This is a genomic window from Gilvimarinus sp. 1_MG-2023 (assembly GCF_030548285.1).
Genome location: NZ_JAUOSC010001964.1, coordinates 1 through 228, shown reverse-complemented (window position 1 = coordinate 228; position 228 = coordinate 1). Strand labels below are relative to the sequence as shown.

1 pseudogene is annotated in these 228 nt (G+C 61.0%); it reads right to left on the bottom strand.

The window, feature by feature from the left end:
- Positions 1 to 228 (bottom strand): annotated as a pseudogene (locus tag Q4563_RS23510) (UbiH/UbiF/VisC/COQ6 family ubiquinone biosynthesis hydroxylase); the annotation flags it as partial.

Sequence of the window (228 nt, the reverse complement as noted above, 5' to 3'; positions counted from 1 at the left end):
CTGTGCGCGATCCGCTGCAACAGCTGTTGTACGATTAACCGATTCTCGACTCTATGGCCCAGAGTATCGCGGCCGAGTTCAGCACTGTCAAATTGTATACTGCCGGCCCCCTCGCCATCCCACACGTCCATTCGCCGATAGGGGCAAAACCGCGTATCGTCCAGTGTCTGCCACACCCCGAGGTCAGCCAGCAGCGAGCGGGATCGCTCGGTCAGCGCCACCACACGC